General features: G+C 71.7%; 22 protein-coding genes and 1 tRNA gene. 11 read left to right on the top strand and 12 right to left on the bottom strand.

From position 1 onward, the window contains the following. Window positions 1–138 precede the first annotated feature (138 nt). Window positions 139–1,353, top strand: coding sequence for a YihY/virulence factor BrkB family protein (locus tag ACFV3I_RS17915; protein ID WP_378823878.1), 1,215 nt, complete (start codon window positions 139–141; stop codon window positions 1,351–1,353). Between the two features lie 9 nt (window positions 1,354–1,362). Further along, window positions 1,363–2,202, top strand: coding sequence for an exodeoxyribonuclease III (locus ACFV3I_RS17910; protein WP_136030390.1), 840 nt, complete (start codon window positions 1,363–1,365; stop codon window positions 2,200–2,202). 123 nt (window positions 2,203–2,325) lie between these two features. Here the strand turns inward: ACFV3I_RS17910 and ACFV3I_RS17905 are convergent, their stop codons facing one another. Further along, entirely contained in the window at window positions 2,326–2,997 is a 672-nt protein-coding gene (locus ACFV3I_RS17905) for a DUF4166 domain-containing protein (RefSeq protein ID WP_378823875.1), read from the bottom strand. Between the two features lie 60 nt (window positions 2,998–3,057). On the opposite strand from ACFV3I_RS17905, the gene trpS reads away from it, so the two are divergent. Continuing rightward, window positions 3,058–4,062, top strand: coding sequence for a tryptophan--tRNA ligase (trpS, locus tag ACFV3I_RS17900; protein ID WP_136044440.1), 1,005 nt, complete (start codon window positions 3,058–3,060; stop codon window positions 4,060–4,062). Window positions 4,063–4,112: 50 nt separating this feature from the next. Next, window positions 4,113–4,871: a hypothetical protein gene (locus ACFV3I_RS17895; RefSeq protein ID WP_378823873.1), complete on the top strand. Its 759-nt coding sequence runs from the start codon at window positions 4,113–4,115 to the stop codon at window positions 4,869–4,871. Window positions 4,872–4,883: 12 nt separating this feature from the next. Here the strand turns inward: ACFV3I_RS17895 and pth are convergent, their stop codons facing one another. Both pth and ACFV3I_RS17885 read right to left on the bottom strand, forming a co-directional pair. Then, window positions 4,884–5,465, bottom strand: a complete 582-nt coding sequence (gene pth, locus ACFV3I_RS17890) for an aminoacyl-tRNA hydrolase (protein WP_136036311.1) — start codon at window positions 5,463–5,465, stop codon at window positions 4,884–4,886. Window positions 5,466–5,561: 96 nt separating this feature from the next. Further along, window positions 5,562–6,176 carry a 50S ribosomal protein L25/general stress protein Ctc gene (locus tag ACFV3I_RS17885; protein ID WP_378823871.1) on the bottom strand — a complete coding sequence of 205 codons (615 nt, stop codon included), beginning with the start codon at window positions 6,174–6,176 and terminating at the stop codon, window positions 5,562–5,564. A 222-nt stretch (window positions 6,177–6,398) separates the two neighbouring features. On the opposite strand from ACFV3I_RS17885, the gene ACFV3I_RS17880 reads away from it, so the two are divergent. Beyond that, window positions 6,399–6,524 (top strand): hypothetical protein, encoded by a 126-nt coding sequence (locus ACFV3I_RS17880; protein WP_275090547.1) that lies wholly within the window; start codon window positions 6,399–6,401, stop codon window positions 6,522–6,524. Here the strand turns inward: ACFV3I_RS17880 and ACFV3I_RS17875 are convergent. Next, complete coding sequence (locus ACFV3I_RS17875; RefSeq protein WP_136030402.1) at window positions 6,509–7,030, bottom strand: gluconokinase; 522 nt, start codon at window positions 7,028–7,030, stop codon at window positions 6,509–6,511. The genes ACFV3I_RS17880 and ACFV3I_RS17875 overlap by 16 nt on opposite strands. An 11-nt stretch (window positions 7,031–7,041) precedes the next feature. Then, window positions 7,042–8,100: a D-2-hydroxyacid dehydrogenase gene (locus ACFV3I_RS17870; RefSeq protein ID WP_136030404.1), complete on the bottom strand. Its 1,059-nt coding sequence runs from the start codon at window positions 8,098–8,100 to the stop codon at window positions 7,042–7,044. Between the two features lie 149 nt (window positions 8,101–8,249). On the opposite strand from ACFV3I_RS17870, the gene gndA reads away from it, so the two are divergent. Next, on the top strand, window positions 8,250–9,704 hold the full coding sequence (gndA, locus tag ACFV3I_RS17865; RefSeq protein ID WP_378823870.1) for an NADP-dependent phosphogluconate dehydrogenase: 1,455 nt from the start codon (window positions 8,250–8,252) through the stop codon (window positions 9,702–9,704). A gap of 60 nt (window positions 9,705–9,764) precedes the next feature. On the opposite strand, the gene ACFV3I_RS17860 is transcribed toward gndA, so the two are convergent. Beyond that, window positions 9,765–11,015 carry an FAD-binding oxidoreductase gene (locus ACFV3I_RS17860; RefSeq protein ID WP_168442807.1) on the bottom strand — a complete coding sequence of 417 codons (1,251 nt, stop codon included), beginning with the start codon at window positions 11,013–11,015 and terminating at the stop codon, window positions 9,765–9,767. A 104-nt stretch (window positions 11,016–11,119) separates the two neighbouring features. Here ACFV3I_RS17860 and ACFV3I_RS17855 point away from each other — a divergent pair, with 104 nt between their 5' ends. Continuing rightward, window positions 11,120–11,848: a response regulator transcription factor gene (locus ACFV3I_RS17855; protein WP_136030408.1), complete on the top strand. Its 729-nt coding sequence runs from the start codon at window positions 11,120–11,122 to the stop codon at window positions 11,846–11,848. A gap of 11 nt (window positions 11,849–11,859) precedes the next feature. Continuing rightward, window positions 11,860–13,368, top strand: coding sequence for a cell wall metabolism sensor histidine kinase WalK (locus ACFV3I_RS17850; protein WP_240753228.1), 1,509 nt, complete (start codon window positions 11,860–11,862; stop codon window positions 13,366–13,368). On the opposite strand, the gene ACFV3I_RS17845 is transcribed toward ACFV3I_RS17850, so the two are convergent. From ACFV3I_RS17845 to ACFV3I_RS17820, 6 genes are all read right to left on the bottom strand, one after another. Beyond that, complete coding sequence (locus tag ACFV3I_RS17845; RefSeq protein WP_378823868.1) at window positions 13,362–14,936, bottom strand: FAD-dependent oxidoreductase; 1,575 nt, start codon at window positions 14,934–14,936, stop codon at window positions 13,362–13,364. The two genes, ACFV3I_RS17850 and ACFV3I_RS17845, sit on opposite strands and share 7 nt — an antisense overlap. A 14-nt stretch (window positions 14,937–14,950) precedes the next feature. Further along, a complete protein-coding gene (locus ACFV3I_RS17840) occupies window positions 14,951–15,829 on the bottom strand; it encodes an FAD:protein FMN transferase (RefSeq protein WP_378823866.1) in 879 nt (292 codons plus the stop codon). 15 nt (window positions 15,830–15,844) lie between these two features. Continuing rightward, complete coding sequence (locus ACFV3I_RS17835) at window positions 15,845–16,315, bottom strand: FMN-binding protein (RefSeq protein WP_136036315.1); 471 nt, start codon at window positions 16,313–16,315, stop codon at window positions 15,845–15,847. An 81-nt stretch (window positions 16,316–16,396) separates the two neighbouring features. Next, entirely contained in the window at window positions 16,397–17,431 is a 1,035-nt protein-coding gene (locus ACFV3I_RS17830) for a ribose-phosphate diphosphokinase (RefSeq protein ID WP_378823863.1), read from the bottom strand. Window positions 17,432–17,438: 7 nt separating this feature from the next. Next, window positions 17,439–18,869, bottom strand: a complete 1,431-nt coding sequence (gene glmU, locus ACFV3I_RS17825; protein ID WP_136030420.1) for a bifunctional UDP-N-acetylglucosamine diphosphorylase/glucosamine-1-phosphate N-acetyltransferase GlmU — start codon at window positions 18,867–18,869, stop codon at window positions 17,439–17,441. Between the two features lies 1 nt (window position 18,870). Next, window positions 18,871–18,942: transfer RNA gene (locus tag ACFV3I_RS17820), tRNA-Gln, on the bottom strand. Window positions 18,943–19,056: 114 nt separating this feature from the next. Between ACFV3I_RS17820 and ACFV3I_RS17815 the strand changes: the two genes are divergently transcribed. The 3 genes from ACFV3I_RS17815 (at window position 19,057) to ACFV3I_RS17805 (ending at window position 20,883) form a co-directional block, all read left to right on the top strand. Next, window positions 19,057–19,569, top strand: coding sequence for a GNAT family N-acetyltransferase (locus ACFV3I_RS17815; RefSeq protein WP_378823861.1), 513 nt, complete (start codon window positions 19,057–19,059; stop codon window positions 19,567–19,569). Further along, complete coding sequence (locus tag ACFV3I_RS17810) at window positions 19,566–20,060, top strand: MarR family winged helix-turn-helix transcriptional regulator (RefSeq protein ID WP_136030425.1); 495 nt, start codon at window positions 19,566–19,568, stop codon at window positions 20,058–20,060. Before ACFV3I_RS17815 ends, ACFV3I_RS17810 begins: the two co-directional genes overlap by 4 nt. Window positions 20,061–20,133: 73 nt before the next feature. Next, window positions 20,134–20,883 carry an SDR family oxidoreductase gene (locus ACFV3I_RS17805; protein WP_136030427.1) on the top strand — a complete coding sequence of 250 codons (750 nt, stop codon included), beginning with the start codon at window positions 20,134–20,136 and terminating at the stop codon, window positions 20,881–20,883. Window positions 20,884–20,935: the final 52 nt, after the last annotated feature.

The raw sequence follows: 20,935 nt of genomic DNA, 5'->3' as shown, positions 1-20,935 counted from the left end.
TGTGGAGAGAACTGTGGATAACTTCGCCGACGCCGTGAGCGACGGCGCCGAGGGGGCGGGACCCTCCCCACCCCCGCCCCCCCCCTCCCCGCGTCTCGGAGGCGTCCCGGCGTGGGGCGCCTTGGATAGGGTGGGGTCGTGTCCGACCCCACTGGTGCCGCGACCGAGCCCGGTCGTCTCGATGCGGCGGTCGAGCGCGCGACCGCGCTGACGCAGCGCACCCTGGGACTGTTCCCGGTGCGGGTGTGGCGACACTTCCTGCAGCACAACGGCTTCCTGCTCGCCGCGGGCGTGAGCTATCAGGCGCTGTTCGCCATCTTCGCCGCTGTGTACCTGGCCTTCGCCATCGCCGGTCTCTGGCTGGGCGGCAGCGAAGATGCAGTCAACGGCCTCATCGACATCATCAACAACTACATCCCGAACCTGATCCTCGATCAGGGCGGCGTGTTCACACCGCAGCAGGTGCAGGAGATCGCCTCCAACACGACCGGCGTGCTCGGCGTCACCGGCCTCATCGCCCTGGGCACGGTGATCTGGACCGCGATCGGCTGGGTCACCTTCTCCCGCCGCGCCGTGCGAGACATCTTCGGGCTCGAGCCCGACCGCCGCAGCTACCTGCTGCTGAAGGCCCGCGATCTGCTCGCGGCCCTCATCTTCGGGGTGGCCCTGATCCTCGGGTCGGCCCTCAGCTCGGCCAGTGCGGCCGTGCTGCGCTGGCTCCTCACCCTCCTCGGGTGGGACTCCGGATCGGACGGGCTGAACCTCAGCATCCGGATCGGGACCGTGCTCGTGTCCTTCGTGCTCCTGACCGGGGCCCTGGCCGCGATGGTGCGATTCCTCACCGGGACCTCGCTGCACTGGGGAGTGATCTGGCCGGGCGCACTCCTCGGCGGTGCGGCCATGACCGTGCTGCAGTTCGGTGTCGGCTTCCTGCTGAGCTACACGCCGTCGAACCCTCTCCTGGCCACGTTCGCGATCTTCGTCGGACTGCTGCTGTGGTTCCGCGTGAACGGCGTCGTGATGCTCGTCGCGGCGTCGTGGATGGCGGTGACGGCACAGGACCGCGACCTGCCGCTCCTCGCCCAGACCGAGGCGGAGCGCCGCATCGACGAGCACCGGGCGCTGCTCGTCGCCGCGCGCATCCGAGCCCGAGACGCGCAGGCGGACCGCGATGCCGCCCCCTGGTACCGCGTGTGGGCGACCGAGCGGGCGCTGCGCCACGCACGGGAGGAAGTGGCGCACCTCGAGGCCACTGCCCCGCCGCCGCTGCCGGCGGGTTCCCCGCTGGCACAGCGTCTGCTCACGGAGCTCAACCACCGCCAGGACCGCGGTGATGTCGGAGGCGCTCGTTAGGCTGGAGGAATGCCTCATCTGCGTATCGCCACGGTCAATGTCAACGGGATCCGAGCGGCGGCTCGCAACGGGATGAGCTCGTGGCTCGACGCGGCGGACATCGACATCCTCACCCTGCAGGAGGTCCGCGGCCAGGACGAGCACATCGAGGCCGCCCTCCCCGGATGGACCTTCGTGCACGACGAGGCGACGGCGAAGGGGCGCGCAGGCGTCGCGATCGCCAGCCGCCTCCCCGCCGTCGCTTCCCGCACCGACTTCGGGCCGGAGGACTTCGATTCGAAGGGTCGCTGGATCGAGGCCGACTACGTGATCGGCGACCGGCCGCTGACGGTGGTCAGCGCCTACGTGCACTCGGGCGAGGCGGACACCCCGAAGCAGGACGAGAAGTGGAAGTTCCTCGACGCGTTCGAGGCCCGACTCGCGTCGCTGAACACCGACGGCGCCCTCGCCCTCGTCACGGGCGACCTCAACGTCGGCCACCGCGAGCTCGACATCAAGAACTGGCGCGGGAACCGCACCAAGGCCGGCTTCCTCCCGCGGGAACGCGCGTACTTCGACCGGTTCCTCGGCGAGGCGGGCACGTCGATCACGGGGACCGATGGCTCGGTCGGCACCGGCCTCGGCTGGGTCGATGTCGGGCGCCGCTTCCACGGTGAGGTCGACGGTCCGTACACGTGGTGGTCCATGCGCGGGAAGGCATTCGACAACGACTCCGGGTGGCGCATCGACTACCACCTCGCAACTCCCGCTCTCGCGGAACGGGTCGAGGCTTACCACGTCGCCAGGGCCGCCGCCTACGACCAGCGCTGGAGCGACCACGCACCGGTCGTCGTCGACTACTCGTACTGACGACGCCGAGCCGGCCGCGCGGGCGGTCGCGTCGTGCCGGGCCGCGCTCGCGCACAGAGCGCGTTACCCGGACACGGATCGCGCCGAGCCGGCCGCGCGGGCGGTCGCGTCGTGCCGGGCTCGCTAGGAGCCGGGCCGCGAGCCGGGCTGCGCAGCCGCGTGCCGGTCCTGTTCGCGGTACCACCCTCGGTACTCCAAGACCGTCCCCAGCACCGGGTTCACCGCGCGCATGTCGATCGTGCGGCGACGGTGCTCCTCGTCCCAGCCGTCCACGAGATCGACGTGCACGCCGAGGGGTCCGCGGAGCGCGACCCGTCGACCGCACAGACGCAGCGCGACCCGCACCGTGCTCATGCGGAGGAACCCCTCCGGTGTCACGGAGCACGCCTCGATCAGCTCGACCCGACCGCGCGAGCCGAGGAGGTTGCGCACCAGCCCAGGGCGGACGCTCACGGTCAGACGGTCGGCGATCTCCTGCGCACCGCGGGAGAAGCCGAACACGCGGACGGAGTCGAGCGTGGCACGCCCCGACGGAGACCGCCCGGACACCGTCATCAGCGTGAAGGGCACCGCGCGGCCCCGGGCGGTGACGAGCAGACGCGGGCCCACGACGGGACGGGCGAGCGCCGACCATCGACCGAAGCGGCTTCCCGCGATCGCGAACACTCCCTCCGCGTGACCGACGGCCGAGGGGCGACGAAACGAGGCGAGCAGTTCCGGATGCAGTCGCTCCGCCTCCGCTCCGAGGGCGTCGAGGAAGACCTGGCCTCGTGCGGGCGGGGGTGTCTCGGTCATGCCGCCAGCGTAGGCGACGGCCGCGCGGAGGGCCGCGCGACGGGCGCATAGGATTGACGGGTGAACAAGCCTCGTCTCTACTCCGGAATGCAGCCCTCCGCCGACTCCCTCCAGATCGGCAACTACATCGGCGCTCTCCTGCAGTGGCGAGAGCTGCAGAACTCGTACGACGCCTTCTTCTCCGTGGTCGACCTGCACGCCCTGACCGTGGCCCAGGAGCCGGCGGAGCTGCGGGAGAAGACGCGCCGGACGGCTGCGCAGTACATCGCAGCGGGCATCGAGCCCTCGCAGTCGACGCTGTACGTGCAGTCCCACGTGCGCGCACACGCCGAGCTGGCCTGGATCCTCAGCACGATCACCGGTTTCGGCGAGGCCGGTCGCATGACGCAGTTCAAGGACAAGTCCGCCCGGTACGGCGCTGACGCGACCAGCGTCGGACTCTTCACCTATCCAGTGCTCATGGCCGCGGACATCCTCCTCTACCAGACCGACGTCGTGCCGGTCGGCGACGACCAGAAGCAGCACGTCGAGCTCACGCGCGACCTCGCCGAGCGCTTCAACACGCGCTTCGGTCCCACCTTCACGGTGCCGATCCCCGTCATCCAGAAGGAGACGGCACGGATCTACGACCTGCAGAACCCGACCGCGAAGATGTCGAAGTCGGCGGAGAGCGACGCCGGCGTCCTGTGGATGCTCGACGACCCGGCCAAGTCGGCCAAGAAGATCATGCGGGCCGTGACCGACAACGAGGGCTCGGTGCGGTTCGACCGCGAGAACAAGCCCGGTGTCTCGAACCTGCTGACGATCTACGCAGCCCTCACCGGTCGGCAGATCGCCGCGATCGAGGACGAGTACGCGGGCCGTGGCTACGGAGACTTCAAGAAGGGCCTGGCAGAGGTCGTGGTGGCGGAGTTCGGGCCGGTGCGGGAGCGCGCGCTCGAGCTCCTCGACGACCCGGCCGAGCTCGACCGCATCCTCGCCGCGAACGCCGCCCGCGCGGACGCCGTCGCCGATGCGACGCTGTCCGACGTGTACGACCGCGTCGGACTGCTCCGGCGGGTCTGACGGCGGCGGCGCCCGGGGGCGAGGACGGCAGCGCCTCTAGGATGGGGGGCGTGACCGATCCCCAGCTGCCTCCTCCCCCCGACGCACGCTCGACCCCCGACGGACCCCCGCCGACACCCCCGGCATACGCCCCCGCGCCGTCCGCCGCCCCGGTCCCGCCCGCATACGATGCCGCCCCGGTCCCGCCCGCATACGATGCCGCCCCGGTCGCGCCCGCATACGATGCCGCACCGGTCCCGCCGTCGTACGCAGCCGCCCCGGTCCCGCCGTCGTACGGCGCTGCCCCGGTACCCCCGGCATACGCCACCGCCCCCGGGGCATACCCGACCGCGGCTCCGGTCGCACCCGCCGCCCCTCCCGGTGCCTACGCCGTGCCCGTGGGCGGCTACGCGGTGCCGTCCGGGGCCTACAGTGTGCCGGATGCGGCTCCGCAGCGCTCCGGCGTCCTGGGCTCGCTCGCCCTCGTCTTCTCCCTCGTCGCGGCCGTCGTGGCCCCGATCCTCGGCGGCATCAGCGCCTTCGAGATCGGCCGACGACTCCCCTACGGCGTCTCGAGCGGCAACGACCTGAGCGTCCTCAGCCCGGCGCGAGATCAGGTGCTGTGGGCGGAGCTGTCGTTCTGGACCGGGACGGTGTTCGGCGTCGCCGCGCTCGTCCTCGGCATCATCGCGATCCGCCGTCGGCAGGGTCGCGGTGCCGGGATCGCCGCGCTCGTGCTCGCCGTGCTCGGCGTCGTGATCTTCTCCGCCGTCGTGCTCGTCACGTTCGCCGTCGGTGGTGCCGCCGGATTCGCGGGCTCCCCCGCCTGAGTGCACGACCGCTCAGCGGGGCGCGTGGTGCTTCTGCTGCGCGGCCAGGAGCCCCTCGTCCACCAGCAGCTCGACCGCATCGGCGGCATCCGCGACGAGGAGCGGCAGGTTCGCCCGCTCGTCCTTCCCGAACGGGGACAGCACCCAATCGGCAGGGTCCTGACGCCCGGGCGGGCGCCCGATCCCCACGCGCACGCGCGGGAACTCGGGCGTCGTGAGCGCGCGCGCCACGTCGCGCACGCCGTTGTGTCCGCCGTGGCCGCCGCCCGTCTTCAGCTTCACCGTGTCGAACGGGATGTCGAGCTCGTCGTGCACCACGACCACGTGCTCCGGCGCGACGGAGTAGAACCGGGCCAGTGCGGCGACCGGTGTCCCCGAGACGTTCATGAAGGTGTTCGGCTTGGCGAGCACGAGCTTGTCCGCCCCCGGGCGCAGCCACGTCTCCACCACGCGAGCACCGCCCTTGTGCTCACGGAACGTCTCGCCGCGCCTGCTCGCCAACTCGTCGACGACCAGCTGGCCGATGTTGTGGCGGGTCGCCTCGTACCGCGGACCCGGGTTGCCGAGTCCGACAACGAGCCAAGTGACTGCCATTCCTCGTCCTCTCTCGCGGGCGCCGCGCACCCGGTCAGGATACGACGGAGGGGACGCGATGCGATCGCGTCCCCTCCGTGGTGAAGCTGTCGGAGATCACTCCGCGGCGGCCTCCTCGGCGGCCCCGGCGGGAGCCTCGCCCTCGGCGGCCTCGGCCTCGTCCTCGACCGGAGCGGCCGGAACGGCGATCGCGACGACCAGGACCTCGGGGTCGGTCAGCAGCGACGAGCCCTTGGGCAGGGTGACGTCGGCGGCCGTGATGTGCGCGCCCTCCTCGAGACCCTCGACCGACACCTCGATGTGCTCCGGGATGTGGGTGGCCTCGGCCTCGACCGACAGCGTGGTCGCGTCGAGGTTGACGATGGTGCCGGGAGCCGACTCGCCCGTGACGACGACGGGAACGTCGATCGCGACCTTCTCGCCCTTCTTCACGACCAGCAGGTCGATGTGCTCGATGATCTGGTGCACCGGGTCCTTCTGCACGTCCTTGACGAGCGCGAGCTGCGAGGTGCCCTCGATGTCGAGGTCGAGCAGCGCGTTCGCGCGACGCACGATCAGCGAGACCTGGTGGCCCGGGAGCGCGACGTGCACGGGCTCGGTGCCGTGGCCGTAGATGACGGCGGGGATCTTGCCGGCGGCGCGCAGACGACGGGCGAAGCCCTTGCCGAAGCTGTTGCGCAGCTCGGCGTGGACCGTGGTGTCTTCAGACATGGGTTCTCCTTCGGGGCACGCAGCGAAGGCGCCGCGCGGTGGTCTTGGAATTGTGAACTCGAACGCGGACGCGTGAGGAAAGCCACCGGGCTTGCTTCGCCGCGTCGATTACGGAGATCCGCGCACGCGCAGAAACATCCCTCGCCGAGGTACGTGTCCATGGTACCGGATCACCCGATAGGCTGAGGACACCGTCCCTTCTGCAGAACTCGGAGTACCCCCATGCTCGACGGCGCCTTCCTCTCGCACGTCCTCCTCTGGCTCATCGGCGCCATGACGCTCTGCGCCGCGATCGGTACCGCGGGCGCGCTGTTCTCGCTCGGCCGCTCCGGCTACCGCAAGGACTGATCGCCCCTCCGACGCTCCTCGTCCCGCCACGCGGTGACGATGGCGTCGACCTCCCCGGCGGGGTTCCGCGTGGCCTCGACCCGCACCCCGCGCTCATCGCCCTCCAGCGGCTCCAGCGCCGCGAGCTGCGAGTCCAGCAGCGACGCCGGCATGAAGTGGTCCTCCCTCGCCCGCATCCGCGCGGCCAGCACCGCAGGATCGACGACGAGCTCCGCGAAGAACGCCTCCGGCGCCCCCGCCCTGATCGCCTCGCGGTAGCGACGCCGCAGCGCGGAGCAGGCGATCACGATCCGGTCGTGCGCGCGCAGCGTCTCGCCCACGACCCGCAACCACGGCAGGCGGTCCTCGTCGTCGAGCGGGACACCGGCAGCCATCTTGTCGACGCTGGTGAGCGGATGCAGATCGTCACCGTCGACGAACCGCGCGTCCAGCGCCTCCGCGAGGGCCCGGCCCACCGTCGACTTGCCCGAGCCGCTCGGCCCCATCACCACGATGCGGACGCTCATCGCCGCCCGGATCAGTAGAACTCGACGGTGTCGACCACGGCGCGCAGCTCGCGGCCGTCGAGCAGGCGGGTGGCGTTCTCCGCGAAGCGGCGGGCGATGCGCTCCTCCTCGCGGGAGCTGAGCGCCGCGGTGTGCGGACTCACGAGCACGCGCGGGTGCGACCACAGGGGCGAGTCCTCCGGCAGCGGCTCCTCCTCGAACACGTCCAGCCCGGCGAACCCCACGCGCCCGTCGTCCAGCGCCCGCAGCAGCGCGGCCTCGTCGATCACGCTCCCCCGGCCCACGTTGGTGACGATCACCCCGGGGCGCACCGCCCGCAGCACGTCGTCGCCGATCAGGTGCCGGGTCTGCGCGGTACCGGGCAGCGTGACCACGATCGCGTCGACCTCCGCGACCACCTCGCTCAGCGCATCCGGGGAGACGAGCCGCTCGACCCCCTCCACCGGGCGGCCGGAACGGCTCGTGCCCCACACCCGCGCACCCAGCGCGTCGAATCGGCGCGCGCACTCCGCTCCGATCCCGCCCAACCCGACGACGAGCACCGTCATCTCCTCGACCTGCCTCATCTCCCACCGCTCGGGCCAGCGACGGTCGCGCTGATCCTCCAGCAGACGCGGCAACCCCTTGGCACCGGCGAGCACGGCGAACACCGCGAACTCGGCGAGCGTGCCACCGTGCACGCCGGCGCTCGTGGTGAAGACGACCCGGTCCAGGTCGGCGCGACCGAGGTCCGCGGCGCGCACCGTGCTCCCGCCGCCCGCCGCCGTGGTCATGACCCAGCGCAGCCGCGGGTTCGCGGACACCGTGCGCGCCAGCGCGCGGGGATCGACGTCCGGGATCCCGAACAGCACGTCGGCGGAGTCGACCAGGGCGTCGAAGGCCTCCTGCTGCTGGGGCGTGCGCGTGAACCCGGGGTCGCCCGACCAGTCCGCGGGCCCGCGCATCGGCGGCACGAGCGACGGATCGCTCACCACCTCCAGGCGCGGCTCCAGCTCTTCGATGAGCCGGCACAGCTCCTCGGGCAGCGGCACCGCCACCACGGCGCGCACCTTCTTCTCGGACTCCGTCACGACGACTCCCTCTCTGCAGGCCTGCTCCGACCAGCGTAGAGGTCGAGGCGGGCCGCACCGCCGCGGCCTCACGAGGACACGATCGCGCGCCGACCGACCGCACAGCGATACGCTGAACACAACCCTTCTTCACGATCGAGGAGCCCTCTGTGCCCGAAGCATCAGCGAACATCGGAGTCGTCGGACTCGCCGTCATGGGGTCGAACCTCGCCCGCAACCTCGCCAGCCGCGAGGGCAACACCGTGGCGATCTTCAACCGCAGCTACGAGAAGACCGAGACCCTCCTCGAGGAGCATCCGGAAGCCGGCTTCATCCCCGCCCGGACGTACCAGGAGTTCGCCGATGCGCTGCAGAAGCCGCGCACGGCCATCATCATGGTCAAGGCGGGTGCCCCGACCGACGCGGTGATCGATTCGCTGGTCGAGGTGTTCGAGCCGGGCGACATCATCGTCGACGGCGGCAACGCCTACTTCCCCGACACCATCCGCCGCGAGAAGGCCGTGCGGGAGACGGGCATCAACTTCGTCGGCGCCGGCATCTCCGGCGGCGAAGAGGGTGCGCTCACCGGTCCCTCGATCATGCCCGGCGGCTCCGACGAGTCGTGGGTCACGCTCGGCCCGATCCTCAAGTCCATCGCGGCGGTCGCCGAGGGCGAACCGTGCGTCACGCACGTGGGTCACGACGGTGCCGGCCACTTCGTCAAGATGGTGCACAACGGCATCGAGTACGCCGACATGCAGCTGATCGCCGAGGCCTACGACCTCATCCGTCGCGGCACCGGCAAGTCGCCCGCCGAGATCGCCGAGACCTTCGCGGAGTGGAACCGCGGCGAGCTCGAGTCGTACCTGATCGAGATCACCGCCGAGGTGCTCCGTCAGGTGGATGCGGAGACCGGCAAGCCCCTCGTCGATGTGATCCTCGACCAGGCCGGCGCCAAGGGCACCGGCGCCTGGACCGTGCAGACCGCGCTGTCGCTCGGCGTCCCGGTCTCCGGCATCGCCGAGGCGACCTTCGCCCGCTCGCTTTCCTCGCACCCCGACCAGCGCGCCGTCGCCGCGTCGCTGCCCGGACCCGACGAGGAGTTCACCGTGCCGGCCGATCAGGTCGATGCGTTCATCGAGGACGTGCGCCTGGCGCTCTACGCGTCGAAGATCGTCGCGTACTCGCAGGGCTTCGACGAGATCCGCGCGGGGGCCGCCGAGTACGGCTGGAACATCGACCTCGGCGCGATCTCCAAGATCTGGCGCGGCGGCTGCATCATCCGGGCGCAGTTCCTGAACCGGATCGCGGACGCCTACGCCGAGACGCCCGACCTTCCCGTGCTGATGACGGCGCCGTACTTCGCCGAGGCGCTGACCCGCGCCCAGTCCGCCTGGCGCCGCGTCGTGGTGACGGCCGCGCAGTCGGGCATCCCCGCCCCGGCGTTCTCGTCGTCGCTGTCGTACTACGACGGCATCCGCGCCGACCGGCTCCCCGCCGCGCTCGTGCAGGGCCAGCGCGACTTCTTCGGCGCCCACACCTACAAGCGCATCGACAAGGACGGCACGTTCCACACGCTGTGGTCGGGCGACCGCACCGAGATCGAGGCCGAGGACACGCACTGACGCCTCCGTGCGACGAGGGCCCGGGAACCGCATGGTTCCCGGGCCCTCGTGCGTCGTCGCTCAGACGCTGATGTTGTGGTTGCGGCGGAACAGGTTCTGCGGGTCCCACTGCCGCTTGACCTCGAGGAGCCGGGCGAACGCCTCTTCGGCATACATGCCGGCGACCGTCTCGGACTGCTCCGTGTCGACGAAGTTGCTGTACTCGGCGAGGCGCCCCGCGGCGATCCGCTGGACCTCGACGGCAGCGCGCTCGCGCGCGGCGTCGTCGAGCAGTCCGGGGATGTCGAAGGCGGCCGCCATCACGAACCAGGTCGCGGAACGGGCGGGGAACGCGGTCGCCTCCTGGGGCACGTCGGCGAAGGCGCCGCCGAGCGAGCGCAGGAACACGACCGACGCCGGATAGGCGCTCCGGAAGGCGATCAGGCGGTCGATCAGCTCGTCATCGAGGTCGGACATGAGCCCGTTGGCCGCGATGAACCCGGGAGGAGCGGGGGCCTCCTCCCCCTCGGGCTGCGGCATCTCCAGCAGGATGTCGCGGTAGGCCGGCGTACTGACCTCACTGTGCACGCCATCGAGCGCGGCGATCGGGGCGAGGGCGGCCTGCAGCGCCTCGGGCTCGGGGCCGGCCCAGACCGCGGTGAGCCTGGCGCCCGCTGGAGCACTCGGGTCCATGGGCGGCACGTCCATGAACGTGACGGTGAGCTCGCGCGGGGCATCGCGCATCAGGTCGCGTGTCGCCCGGAGGACGTCGGTGGCATCACCGTCGACGACGTTCTCGGCCAGCGCGATGCCCGGGAGCCGGTGCGCCTCGAAGTCGAAGCGGGTGACGATGCCGAAGTTGCCGCCACCGCCCCGCAGCGCCCAGAACAGGTCGGGGTGCTCGTCGGCGGAGGTCTCGATCACGTCGCCGGTCGCGGTCACGACCTGCGCGCCGACCAGCTGGTCGACCGCGAGGCCCCAGGCCCGGACCATCCAGCCGATGCCGCCGCCGAGGGTGAGACCGCCCACGCCGACGCTCGCGGTGTCGCCCGAGCTGAGCGCGAGGCGGTGGTTCGCGAGCTCCGCGGCCACGTGGCCCCAGACGGCGCCGCCGCCGATGCGGACCCTGGTGCCCTCGACCTCGACGGAGGACAGGGCGCCGAGCTCGATGCGGATGCCGGGTGCGGGGGCGTGCGACCAGGGGCCGTGCCCGCCGGAGACGACGGTCAGCGGGACGGGCTCCCGTGCGGCGCGACGGACGAGGTCGGCGACCTCGGAGACGGTGGAGGGACGGTGGACGATGGGGGAAGGATGCTCGACGCTGTCGGTCATGAGCACACGGTAGACCCGGGCGCAGACATTCGGGAGGGCTGTTCCCAGAGAACACATAGCGGCCTCCATAGAAATCGCATAGGAGATTCCGCAGAATAGACGCTATGACCAGCGACCTGCCCGAACTGCGCCGCCCCGACGGCTCCCCTCTGCGCATCCTCGCCGTGGACGACGAGCAGATGCTCACCGACCTGCTCGCCATGGCCCTGCGGATGGAGGGGTGGGAGGTGCGCACCGCGTCGTCCGGCCTCGAGGCCATCCAGGTGGCCAAGGAGTTCGAGCCGGACGCGCTCGTGCTCGACATCATGATGCCCGACCTCGACGGGATGTCCGTGCTCAAGCGGCTCCGCGATGCGGGCAACCTCGTGCCCGTGCTGTTCCTCACGGCCAAGGACGCCGTCGGCGACCGCGTGGCGGGCCTCACCGCCGGCGGCGACGACTACGTGACCAAGCCGTTCAGCCTCGAAGAGGTGATCGCCCGCCTGCGCGCGATCATCCGCCGCACCGGTCATGCGACCGCAGACGACGGGCAGTCCATCCTCCGCGTGGCCGACCTCACGCTCAACGAAGACAGCCACGAGGTCGTGCGCGACGGCACCGAGATCGAGCTGACCGCGACCGAGTTCGAGCTGCTGCGCTACCTGATGCGCAACGAGCGCCGCGTGCTGTCGAAGGCGCAGATCCTCGACCGGGTGTGGAGCTACGACTTCGGCGGGAAGTCGTCGGTGGTCGAGCTGTACATCTCCTACCTGCGCAAGAAGATCGACGCCGGACGCACTCCTCTGCTGCACACGGTGCGCGGCGTCGGCTACATGATCAAGGCCCCGCAGTGAGCGGAGCGACGATGACGCGACGCCCCATGAGCCTGCAGACGCGGCTCATGACGGCCGTGATCGGCTTCGTGTCGCTCATCCTCGTCATCGTCGCCATCATCACCAGCGCCACCCTCGGCAGCACGCTCGAACAGCAGCTCGACGACAAGGTCAAGGGCTACGCCGTCACGATCCGCGACCAGGTCGTCGAGCGGGTCGCGCCGTCCGATGCGACCGTCGAGAACATCCTCTACCGCATCGACCCCGTGCCGGGGCTGCTGCTCTCGGTGGGAAGCCCCGTCGCCGGCGCCACGGGCGTCGCGTTCCACGACAACCGCGCCGAGCTCAGCAACCGGTCGACCACCCTCACCTCCGAGCAGCTGCGACAGCTGTACGGCACGGTCGCCCTCGGCACCCAGGGCACCATCACGTTCGACGGGCTGGGCTCGTACCGCGTCTTCGCGACCACCGCGAGCAACGGGGTCGTCGTGGTCACCGGACTCCCCCGCGACGAGATCCAGAACCAGCTCACGCAGCTGCTCACCGTGATCGTGCTCGCGACCGTGGGCGGCCTGATCCTCCTCGCCCTCACCACCGCGGTGACCATCCGGGTGAGCCTTCGTCCGCTGCGCGCGGTCGCCGCGACCGCCACCCGGGTCGCGAACCAGCAGCTCGACCGCGGCGAGGTCAGCATCACCGAGCGCGTGCCGCCCGCCGAGGCCGATCCGCGCACGGAGACCGGGCTGGTGGGCGCGGCGCTCAACAAGCTGCTCGACCACGTGGACGTCTCCCTCGCCGCTCGGCAGAAGAACGAGGAGCGCATGCGGCAGTTCGTCGCCGACGCGAGCCACGAGCTGCGCACCCCGCTCGCCTCGATCCGCGGCTACTCCGAGCTCTCCCTGCGCGCCCTCCGTCAGGCGGACGCCGCGACCGACCCCGCCAAGGCCCCCGAGGCGATCGAGGGCACCACGTCGTCGCTGGAGCGCATCCAGGCGCAGTCGCTGCGCATGACCAGGCTCGTGGAGGACCTGCTGCTGCTCGCCCGGCTCGACGAGGGCCGCGAGCTCGTCTACAGCAACGTCGACCTCGCGCAGCTCGCGCTGGAGGGCCTCTCCGACGCGCGGCCGACCGCGCCCGAGCACCACTGGAGCATCGAGGTCCCGGACGAGCCGGTGCTGATCCTGGGCGATGCCGGGCGCATGCACCAGGTGGTGGCGAACCTGCTCGCGAACGCCAGGGCACACACCCCGGCGGGGACCACGGTGACGCTCAGCGTCGCCAGGGAGGGCGACGACGCCGTGCTCCGCGTGCACGACGACGGGCCGGGCATCGACCCCGCGATCCGCGACGAGCTCTTCGCCCGCTTCGCCCGCGGTGACACCTCGCGCGCCCGTCAGACCGGCGGCACCGGGCTCGGCCTCGCGATCGTGAAGGCCATCGTCGAGGGGCACGGCGGCGTGATCGACGTGACCAGCGAGCCGGGTGACACCACCTTCACGGTGCGGATCCCGTCCGCGCCCGCTCCGGCCCCCGCTCAGTAACCCGCGAACGCGTCGGTCGTGAGGCTGCGCGCCCTCTGCAGCGCCGGCGCGAGGTCGGCGATCAGCCGCGGCGGTCCGGAGATGAACGCGTGCCGCTCGGCCAGGTCGGGCACGGCCTGCTCGAGCGACTCCGCACCCAGGCGCGCGCCCCGCGCCCAGGACCAGTGCGCGGGAAGCCCGGTGGGCTCGTCGCGCGTGAACACCACCGTCCGCACGCCGGTCGCCTCCAGCTCCTCCCGGAACGCGAGCTCCGCGGCCTCCGCGGCGACGTAGACCAGCACCACGTCGCGCTGCTGACCCGTGGCCCGCAGCTGCCGCAACTGCGACACGAACGGCGTCACGCCGATGCCCGCCGCGACCATGAGCACGGGCTGCTCGCCGCGCGGCAGGACGAAGTCGCCCCACGTGCCGGTGACCGCGAACGTCGCCCCCGGCTCCGCGGCCGCCAGCGCGCGCTTGTAGCTGGACGGGTGCTTCTGGTCGCCGTTCTTGTACGCGATGCGCAGCGTCGGCAGGTCGGCCGGTGCCGAGACGATGCTGAACTCCCGTCGAGTGCCCCGCGCGTCGGGACGGCGGTGCGGCACGTCCAGCTCGAGGTACTGGCCGGCGAGGAACCGGACCCGCCCCTTCGCGCGGAACGTGAGCTCCTGCGCGGTCGGGGTGACGAAGGTGCGACGCTCCAGCACGAGCCGCACCGAGCCCCGCAGCGCGAACGCGAAGGCGAGCAGGTTGCCGATCAGCAGCGCCCGCTCCTGGCCGAGCGTGAACAGCCCGGCCACCGAGATCGGCCAGCCGGCGAGCACGCCGACCAGGACCGCGACCGCGAGCTGCTGTCGCCGTCGCGGCGGGAGCGTGAGCGGCTCGGACAGCATGAACGCGCCGAGGAACAGGAACGGCGACTGCAGCACCGCGAACGACAGCGCCGTGACGAGGTCGAACGGGATGTCGAACTGCGCCGCCTGCACGGCCTGGCGCACCAGGGACGTGGCCACCGCGGCCACGAGGAAGAGCGACACGACCCGGATCTTCTCGGTGCGCCAGAGCACGGCGAGCCCGAGCAGCACCACCGGCACGGCGAGCACCGGAGTGCCGACCCACCACGACGACGAGGTACCCAGCCACGCGAAGGCTCCGAACGCGCCGAGGATCGAGACGACCGCCGCACCGAAGGCCGCCGGGTTGAAGATGTGGCGGCCGCGCCAGGCGATCACGTACTTCGACACGCTCGCCACGGCGCCCGCGATCGCGAGCCCGAGCAGGGCTGCGGGCTCCACACCGGGACGCAGCACGAACAGCAGGATGAGCGCGGTCACCAGCGACGACTCGATCCGCCACGGCAGCTGGAGGATGCGCTGCGCCGCCGCGTCCACCGACGAGATCACGGCCGCGAGCACCGCGAAGGACACCACGAGCTCGACGGGCGTCGGCGACACGATCACCCCGAACAGCGACAGGACGAGGGCGATCGCGGCGAGGGCGATGAGGGCGAACAGCACCAGGCGGTACATCGACAGCGCGCCCAGCACGGCGAGGACGCGCTGGCGTGCAGCGGCGAATGTCGTGATCACGGTTCCACTCTTCCCTAGTCAGCGGCCGCCCGGCCAGGCCCGCCCACCGTGAACAGCTCGGCCGGACAGCCCGGCGACCGCTGCAGGCGCCCATCGGTGGTCATGCGCACCCACTCCACGCCCCAGGCCAGGGCGAGCGCCGGGCCCCCGTCGAAGAACAGCGCGGTGGCCATGGCGTCGGCGAGCATCGCGTCGGGCGCCAGCGCCCAGGTCGCCGCCCAGGTGCGCACGGGCACCCCGGTGCGGGCGTCCAGGACGTGATGCAGCCCGTCTCCCCACGCGCGGCGGTTCACGGCCGAGGCGCACAGCGCGCCGTCACGCACCTCGACCACGCCCACGGCCTTCCGCGGGTCGTACGGATGCTCCAGGGCGACGCGCTCACCGGAGCCGCGGACCCGGAGGTCACCGCCCGCGTCGACCACGACGTCGTCCGGCACCTCCGCCAGTTCCGTTGTCACCAGGTCCACCAGGCGACCCTTGCCGAGCGCGCCGACGTCGAGCAGGGCCGGAGCCGACGCGGTCACCCCGGTCGAGGTCCACGAGACCCGCTCCGTCCAGTCCGCGGGCGCGGCGAGCGGGTCCCGCGGCACGAGCGAGTACTCCCGGTCGTAGCCCAGGGCGGCGAGACTGTCGGCGACGAGAGGGTTGACGGCCCCGTCGGTCGCCGTGGTCAGCGCGCGATACGCGTCGAGCATGGGCGCCGCGTCGGCGGAGGCCAGCGTCCCGCCCTCGCGCCCGAGCCGCGAGACCTCCGAGTCGGCCCGGAACCGCGACCAGGCGCGGTCGAACCTCTCGATCACCGCCGACACGGCGGATCGGACGGGCTCCGGGAGCGGCGATGACGTCTCGATCTCCCAGTGCGTGCCGATCGCCTCGAAACGCCAACCCGCCATGACAAGGCCCCGCGCCTAGGAGGCGGCCTGCTCCTTGATCGACTCGACCGCGTCGTTGAAGCCGCCGCTGGTGAGCGACGACCCCGCGACGCGGCTCACGTTCAGCTCGTCGATGGGCTTGCCCACGACCTCGTCCGCGATACCGTCGATGAACTGGCCCTGATACTGCTCGGTCTCGGGTGCCTTCGGGTCGCCCGTCACCTCGACGTCGGTCACGACGCCGTCCGCGAGCGTGAGAGTGACCGAGATCTGCTCGACCGTCTCCGGGGTCTGGTACGACCCCTCGGCGGTGTAGGTGCCGTCGTTGTAGGAGCCCGCGGCGTCGCCCCCGCCGGATGACGAGCTCGAACCCGTCGGCGCCGTCGAAGCGTTCGACGAGTCGGCGGCGTCGGGGGTGCCCGCGCACCCCGCGAGCACGACCAGGCCGGCGACCCCGAGAAGCGCGGAACCGGTGCGGACGGACGTGGGTACGGTCGTGCGGATCATGGGGGCCTCCGTGGGTCGGGGTCTGTCGATCCTTCGACGGTAGGGACCGCGCCTATGCTCCGGCTGTGCTGTGCCGATGCGTCAGGCGTCGCCGCCGAACATGCTCGTCACGGAGCCGTCCTCGAACACCTCGTGGATCGCCCTGGCCAGCAGGGGGGCGATCGGCAGGATCGTGAGGTTGTCCCAGCGGCGCGACGCCGACAGCGGGATCGTGTCCGTCACGACGACCTCATCGATCGAGGCGTCCTGCAACCGCTCCGAGGCGGGGTCGCTGAAGATCGCGTGGGTCGCGGCCACGATCACACGGTGCGCGCCGTTGGCCTTGAGCGCCTGAGCGGCCTTCACGATCGTGCCACCGGTGTCGATCATGTCGTCGACCAGAAGGCACGTGCGCCCCTCGACGGTGCCGACGATCTCGTGCACCGACACCTGGTTGGCGACCTTCGGGTCGCGGCGCTTGTGGATGATCGCGAGCGGCGCACCGAGGCTGTCCGACCACGTGTCGGCGACGCGGACGCGGCCCATGTCGGGCGACACGACCGTGAGGATCTCGCGGTCCTCCGGGCTCAGCGTGCGCTCGAAGTGGTCGAGCAGCACCGGCTTGGCGAAGAGATGGTCGACCGGGCCGTCGAAGAAGCCCTGGATCTGCGCCGCGTGCAGGTCGACGCTCATGACGCGGTCGGCGCCGGCCGTCTTGAGCAGGTCGGCGACCAGGCGGGCGCTGATCGGCTCACGGCCGCGGCCCTTCTTGTCCTGGCGCGAATACGGATAGTAGGGGGCGACGACGGTGATGCGCTTGGCCGACGCGCGCTTGGCGGCGTCGATCATGATGAGCGTCTCCATGAGCCACTCGTTCACCGGTTCGCCGAAGGTCTGGATGAGGAAGAGGTCGACGCCGCGGATCGAGACCTCGAAGCGGGCGTAGATCTCCCCCGACGCGAACGTGCGGTGCTCCACCGGCGCGATCTCGGTGCCCAGGGCCTCGGCGACGGCCGCTGTCAGCTCGGGGTGGGAGCGCCCGCCCGCGACGACGAGCCGCTTCTTGGTCTTCGCGATGATCCCGGGGGCCACCCCGTTGTCGCGATCCAGGTCGACCGTCTTCTTCTTCCGGGCCATGCTCCGCCTATTCCGCCGTGTTCTCCCGGGCCGCGGCGTCCGCCGCCCCCGTGCCTGCTCTGTTCTTCTCGACCCACCCCTCGACGTTGCGCTGGGGGGCCACGCTCATGGCCAGGGCACCGGCGGGGACGTCCTTGCGGACGACGGCGCCGGCACCGGTCTTCGCACCAGCACCCAGCCTAACGGGCGCGACCAGGACCGTGTGCGAGCCGGTGTGGACCTCGTCGCCGATCTCGGTGCGGTGCTTGTTCACGTCGTCGTAGTTGGCGGTGATGGTGCTCGCGCCCAGGTTGACCCCGCGGCCGATCGTCGCATCCCCCACGTAGGAGAGGTGCGGCACCTTGCTGCCCTCGCCGATCTCGGCGTTCTTGGTCTCGACGTACGCGCCGATCTTGCCCTTGGCGCCCAGCACGGTACCGGGGCGGAGGAAGGAGAAGGGCCCGACGGTCGCCTCGGCGCCGATCACGGCCAGCGTGGCGTCGGTGCGCCGCACGACCGCGTCCTCCCCCACCTCGCAGGTCACGAGCGTCGTGTCGGGACCGATCGTGGCACCCGCGGCGACGGTGGTCGCGCGCAGGATCTGCGTGTTCGGCAGGAGCGTCACGTCGGGCGCCAGGGTGACGTCGTCGTCGATCCACGTGGTCGCCGGATCGATCACCGTGACGCCCTCGAGCTGCCAGCGGCGCACGATGCGGGCGTTCAGGCGGCGGCCGACCTCGGCGAGCTGCGCACGATCGTTCACCCCGAACGTGACCTCGACGTCGTCGACGACCGAGGCGGCCACGCGGTCGCCGTCACGGCGCAGCAGACCGGGCACATCGGTCAGGTACATCTCGCCCTGCGCGTTGTCGACGCCCACCTGCGGCAGGTACGTGCGCAGCGTCGCGGCACGGAACACGTACATGCCGGCGTTGATCTCGGTGACCGCGGCCTCCTCGGCCGTCGCGTCCTTCTGCTCGACGATGCGGTCGACACCGCCGTCCGCGTCGCGGATCACCCGGCCGTAGCCGGTGGGGTCGTCGACCAGGGCCGTCATGAGGGTGGCCGCCGCACCGGAGGCGCGGTGCTCCTCCAGGAACGCGGTGAGCGTCTCGGCGTCCGCGAGCGGGCAGTCGCCCGAGAGCACGAGCACATCGCCGTCGAAGTCGCCGGGCAGCGCATCGACCGCGACCTGCACGGCCCGCCCCGTGCCCGGCACCTCGTCCTGGTCGACGAACACCGCATCGGGGTAGTCCTCCGCGAGCGCGGCCACCACCTGGTCGCGCTCGTGACGCACGACGACCTCGATGTGCGCGGCCTGCAGCCGACGCGCCGTGGTGAGCACGTGCCCGACGAGCGGTCGGCCGCCGATGGGGTGCAGCACCTTGGGCAGCCGCGACTTCATGCGGGTGCCCTGACCTGCGGCGAGGACGACGATGGCGAGATTGTTCCCAGTCATGCTCCGCCGCCAGGACTCGAACCTAGACCTCACAGCTCCAAAGGCTGTCGTGCTGCCATTACACCACGGCGGACCGCGGCCCCCGCGTGGGCACCGCCCGACAAGTCTGCCACGTCCCCGCTCGTGTTCCGATGCACGCCCGGGTGGCCGACATCGGGACGAAACACGGCTCTGCGATGCTGGGGCCATGAGCGACGTCGTCATCACCCGCATCGCCTCCGCCACGCCGGACCTCGCGGCGTTCGTGTCCGCGCATCACGCCGAGATGCAGGGCACCGCGCCACCCGAGAGCCAGCACGCCCTGCCCATCGACGGACTCCTCGCACCGCACGTGCGCCTGTTCGCCGCCACCCTGGACGACCGCATCGTCGGCACGGGCGCCCTCGCCACGGTCGACCACGGGCACGAGGAGCTCAAGTCGATGCGCACCGACCCCGCACTGCGCGGCCGCGGCATCGGACGCACCCTGGTGCGGTTCCTCCTCGACGACGCCACCGCCCGCGGGGTGCGCCAGGTGTCGCTGGAGACCGGGCGCGACGACTTCTTCCTGCCCGCGGTCGCGATGTACACCCGCGCGGGCTTCCGCGAGTGCGCGGCGTTCGGCCGCTACCGGCCGGATCCGCACAGCGTGTTCCTGACCCTGGAGCTGCCCGCCCGCGGGACGGCGGACGACGGGGCGCACGCGATAATGAACGCATGAGCGAGGTGGATGAGGTCGACCGGATCGTCGGCGCGTGGAACACGCAGCGGCCCGACCTCGACTTCTCCCCGCTCGAGGTGCTGTCGCGGATGGACCGGCTGTCGCGTCACCTCGACCGCGCCCGCCGCGAGGTGTTCCGCCGCAGCGACCTCGAGTCGTGGGAGTGGGACGTGCTGTCGGCGCTGCGCCGCGCCGGCGCCCCCTTCCAGCTCTCCCCGAAGCAGCTGCTGCAGCAGACCCTCGTGTCCAGCGGCACCATGACCAACCGGATCGACCGGCTGGTCGGGCGGCGGCTGGTGCGCAGGGAGGCCGACCCCGGCGACGGCCGCAGCGTGCTGGTGACGCTCACCGACGACGGGCGTATCCGGGTGGACGCGGCGATCACCCGGCTGGTCGACGCGGAGGCCGAGCTGCTCAGGGCACTGTCGCGCGGCGACCGCGAACGGCTCGCCGGTCTGCTGCGCAAGCTCAGCCTGAGCTTCGACGCCTGACGCCGCTCACGCGTGCGCGGCGGATGTCGGCGGCCCGGGGCAGGATAGCCACGGATCACGACAAAGGAGCGGCATGCGCATCGCAGTGGCAGGCGGGACAGGACGGATCGGGCGGCTCGTGGTGGAGGAGGCGCGACGGCGAGGCCATGACGCGATCTCCCTCAGCCGCGGCGAAGGGGTGGACCTGACGACGGGCGAGGGTCTCGCGGCGCGACTCGACGGGGTCGACGCGGTGATCGACGCGACCAATCCCCCGGTGTCCGACGTGGCGGAGGCCGAGCGTGTGTTCGCGACGGTGACGCGCACCCTCCTGGTCGCCGGAGCCGCCGCCGGGGTCGCCCACCACGTGGCCCTGTCGATCGCGGCGCTCGATCGGGTGCAGGGCAACCCGCACTACTTCGGCAAGCGGGCCCAGGAGCGCGAGGTCGCCCGCGGCGCCGTGCCCTTCACGATCGTGCGCGCGACGCAGTTCCACGACTTCCCCGCCATGATCGCCGAGTGGTCGATCGTCGACGGCGAGGGCGTCGTCCCCCCGCTGCTGCTGCAGCCGATCGCCCCGGCGGACGTGGCGGTCGCCCTCGTCGAGGCGGCCGCTGCCCCCGCGCTGGGCGGATCCTTCGACATCGCCGGGCCCCGCACCGAAGACGCCGTCGACATGGCCAGGCGCACCCTCGCCGCCCGCGGACGAGAGCTTCCGCTGCGCGCCTCGTGGCGCGGTGCGGCTCTGGGCGTCGAGTTCGCGGGCGAGGTGCTGCTCCCCGCCGAGGGAGCCCGGCTCGCCCCCACCACGTTCGACGACTGGATCGCCGCCGGGGCGGACTGAGCCGAGCCGACCGGCGCCGTCGCCTAGGGTGGAGGGGTCCCGCCCCTCCTGC

The sequence above is a fragment of the Microbacterium sp. NPDC059771 genome, assembly GCF_042732495.1.
Lineage (GTDB): Bacteria > Actinomycetota > Actinomycetes > Actinomycetales > Microbacteriaceae > Microbacterium > Microbacterium sufflavum.
This window is presented reverse-complemented; position numbering and strand designations above follow the sequence as displayed.